1 protein-coding gene is annotated in these 3797 nt (G+C 40.4%); it reads left to right on the forward strand.

Annotation, left to right across the window (positions count from 1 at the left end):
- Window positions 1–81 precede the first annotated feature (81 nt).
- Window positions 82–3645, forward strand: coding sequence for a family 10 glycosylhydrolase (locus F6K13_RS23030; RefSeq protein ID WP_287288503.1), 3564 nt, complete (start codon window positions 82–84; stop codon window positions 3643–3645).
- The last annotated feature ends 152 nt before the right edge of the window (window positions 3646–3797 follow it).

Below are 3797 nucleotides of genomic sequence, written 5' to 3' on the forward strand. Positions count from 1 at the left end.
ATTGCAATTCTCTACTTTTAATGAAAGCAATTGTTAATAAATTTTATTTGAATATTTACTTGAATTAAATTAAGAGGATTAATGAGTAAAAAAAAGCCTATATATAAACAAATTTTTCCCCACCTAACAAGTGCCTTACTAAGTTTAATTGTACTGTTACCAACCCCAAGTAAAGCTAATACTTTATTAGGAATAATTCGAGATGATGGAAATACAGATGAATGGAATAACATCATTACACGAATACGCAATCTAGGTATCAGTTATGAACCAATTTATTTAAGACAAATTAATACAGTAGCTGACCTATCTGGGGTGAGAGTTATCTTTTTAGCAAACATTGAAACCTTAACTCAAACTCAAGTAGACATTATAGAAGAGTGGGTAAAAGAGGGAGGGAAATTAATAGCTAGTGGCCAGGTAGGGAGAAAATCTAAACCAGGAGTAAGGCAAGAATTGCGATCGCTCCTTGGGTCTTACTGGGCCTTTCCTCTGAGTCAACCCACAACACCGGAAGCAAAATATCGTTGTTTAGATGTTGCCTGCAAAAAATCTACCAGTTGGACACCGATGGGAAATGACCAAGATACTGTTGAGGGTGGAGTATTAATTCCGGCAGGGTTAAGCAGTACAACTGCAGCTACTTGGAAAGGAAGTTCAGGTTCTTCAGCGGTAGTAATTACTCCTCAAGCAACTTACTTCGGTTGGAACTGGGGTAGTAGTACGTCTGTAAGGTTAGATAGTGCTTGGTTGCAAGCTGTGTTAAATCGCTATCAGAGTCAGCCACAATTTACAGCGAGAAATAATAATCCATTACCTACAGCGAATAGTAGACCGACTGCTCCCATTACTCCTAGCACTAACCCGGTTAAAATTAGACCCCGTATTTCCTCTGCACCAACAACGACTGAAAAGACAAATCCAGTTAGAGTTCAACCTAGAACTGCACCAGTAAATACGAACAAAAATCAACCTTCTACGACAACTCAAAACTCGACTGAAAAGACAAATCAAGTTAAGGTTCAACCTAGAACTGCACCAGTAAATTCAAATCAACCTCCTACCACAACTCAAAATTCGACTGAAAATACGAATCAAGTAAGAGTTCAACCTAGAACTGCACCAGTAAATTCAAATACAAATCAACCTTCTACTACAACTCAAAACTCCACTGAAAATACAAATCAAGTAAGAGTTCAACCTAAAACTGCACCAGTAAATTCAAGTATAAATCAACCTCCTACGACAACTCAAAACTCGACTACGGAGCAAGATAATATTTGGCTAAGAAGTCAGCAACAACAGACAACGACCGAACAAAAATCACCACAATCAAACCAAGCACCAGAAACATTAGGTAGTCAAAATAATAATTTAACCTCACAGACAAATACAGTTCCCAAGAGTAATAATGTTTGGGACAGATTTCGAGAACAGATAGACCGACAAAACCAGCAAGCTGAAAATATCAGTACCAAGGAAAACGTTGTTAATTCACTGGAAAACTCTAGCTCAGAAACAACAAAAAATAATAGAGATAGTATTTGGAATAGATTCAGACAACAAAATCGGACAACTGAAAATATCAGTACCAAGGAAACCGATAACCCTACTTCAGAAACCACAAATAATAATAGAGGCAATATTTGGAACAGATCCAGACAACAAACAACTACACCATCCCCTCGCCGTAACCCCCTAGCTGCCATACTCCGACCTTTGCCCCCACCAGAGGGACAAGTACCAAACTCGCAAACAGACCCTTCATCAGAATCAGCACCTGCGGGTTTGGAAGTAAGACAAGGAAACTATCCAATTAGCAGAGCAGAAGCTCATGCAATGTTGCAAGAGTTAAATAATCTCTTGGGTAGATTTGAAAGTGCTTTGGTTGCAGCTAAGTCGGCAAATGTAGAAGTTAATTTGTCAGCAGATAAAGGTAGTTTGGTAGCTACCAATAGCGATCGTAGTACATTTGTTGCTCAAAGAAATCGAGAAATAAGTGATGCTCAACAAATAGTCGAACGAGCACGGTTGGTAATTCAAAGATTCCCCCAACAGGTGGCATCCAAACAATATGCTACTGCTAGAAATCAATGGCTGCAAACAAGACAATTGTTGTGGCAGAATTATCCTACTGATGGAGAAAGAGCAGGAGCTGAGATTAGAGCTGTATGGTTAGATAGGGGTACTATTGTTCGGGCCCGCTCCGAACGTGGTTTGGCAATGGTATTTGACCGACTTGCTGCTGCTGGTATTAATACTGTTTTCTTTGAAACTCTGAATGCTGGTTACACAATTTATCCCAGTAATGTTGCTCCCAGACAGAATCCTTTGACAATTTCCTGGGACCCACTTGAGTCTGCTGTTAAATTGGCTCGCGAGCGGAATATGGAGATACACGCTTGGATATGGACGTTTGCGACGGGAAATAAGGCTCATAACCGCGCTCTCGGTCAGCCAGATAGTTATTTGGGCCCGGTGATTTCGGCTCATCCTGATTGGGTGATGACTGATAAAAGGGGTCGGAAAAGACACCCTTCTGATGGCAAGGTTTATATGGACCCTGCTAATCCTTATGTTCGGCAATATCTGCTGAAGATAATAGATGAAATTGCTAGTCGCTATGAGGTTGATGGGATTCAACTTGACTATATTCGCTATCCTTTTCAAAATCCTGGTCGAAATTTTTCTTATGGTTACAGCACGACATCTCGTCAACAGTTTCAGCAGTTGCATGGTATAGACCCGATGAAGATTTCTTCACGCGATCGCCAAAATATGTGGAAGTGGACTGAGTTTAAAATTAATCAAGTTAATAGTTTTGTGGCGGATACTTCGAGATTTCTCAAACAGAAGTATCCAAGGATGATTTTGTCGGCGGCGGTGTTTCCTTTTCCACGTCACGAGCGCTTTGATAAAATTCAGCAAGATTGGGAGACTTGGGTTCTCAGGGGTGATATTGATTTGTTGACTCCGATGACTTATGCGTTGGATACAAATCGTTTCCAGCAAATTACGCAACCGCTGACGAGTACGCGAGTATTAGGTAGTACTTTAATAACGCCTGCAGTTAAGCTTTTGAATCTTCCTGAGATTGTAGCGGTTGACCAAATTCAGGCGGCGAGGGATTTGCCTACAGGGGGTTACATTATTTTTGCTGCGGAAAGAATTACTGGTGGGTTACATGGATTTTTGACTCGTACTCAGGGAGGACCGGAAACTGGGAAGAATAATAGAGCTTCATTGAATGCTTTTGCGAACCCTTCTCATGTTGTGGAGGGTATTATTCCCTATCGACAACCGTTTGCAGCAGCAGCAGACCGTTTTCAAGCTTTGAAAAAGGAATGGAGTTTTTTGTTGGCAAATGAGCAACTTTCTATAAGACAGTCTGAACTTGAGGGTTGGCGGAATAAAGCTGAGGAGTTGGCAGCAGATTTGAATCAATTGGCTGAAAATCCCGATAATAGTAATTTGAGTAAAGCTAGAAATAGTTTGAGAAGATTTCAGTTACAGTTTAGGAGTTCTATGAGTGTTCATGGGAGGGAAAATGCTTATCAAGTTCAGACTTGGCAAAATCGTTTAGCTGCTTTGGAAATGTTGTTAAATTATGGTGATCGAGTGCGGTTAAAAAGTGGGAGATTTTGAAAATAGCAGTCAGCAGTCAGCTATTAGCTATCAGCGGCTTTGTTGCATGAAAGTATATAGCTGTCGCACTTGCTCCGCATCTGTACTTCATAATGTGCGGAAACTGCTGTAACTTAACTATTTCTAGCTTTACTCAAATTACTATTATCGGG

This window comes from Okeania sp. SIO2B9 (assembly GCF_010672505.1).
Lineage (GTDB): Bacteria > Cyanobacteriota > Cyanobacteriia > Cyanobacteriales > Microcoleaceae > Okeania > Okeania hirsuta.

Excerpts from the sequence above, each read along its gene's own strand:
- F6K13_RS23030 (WP_287288503.1), top strand. The coding sequence starts at position 82 with ATGAGTAAAAAAAAGCCTATATATAAACAAATTTTTCCCCACCTAACA.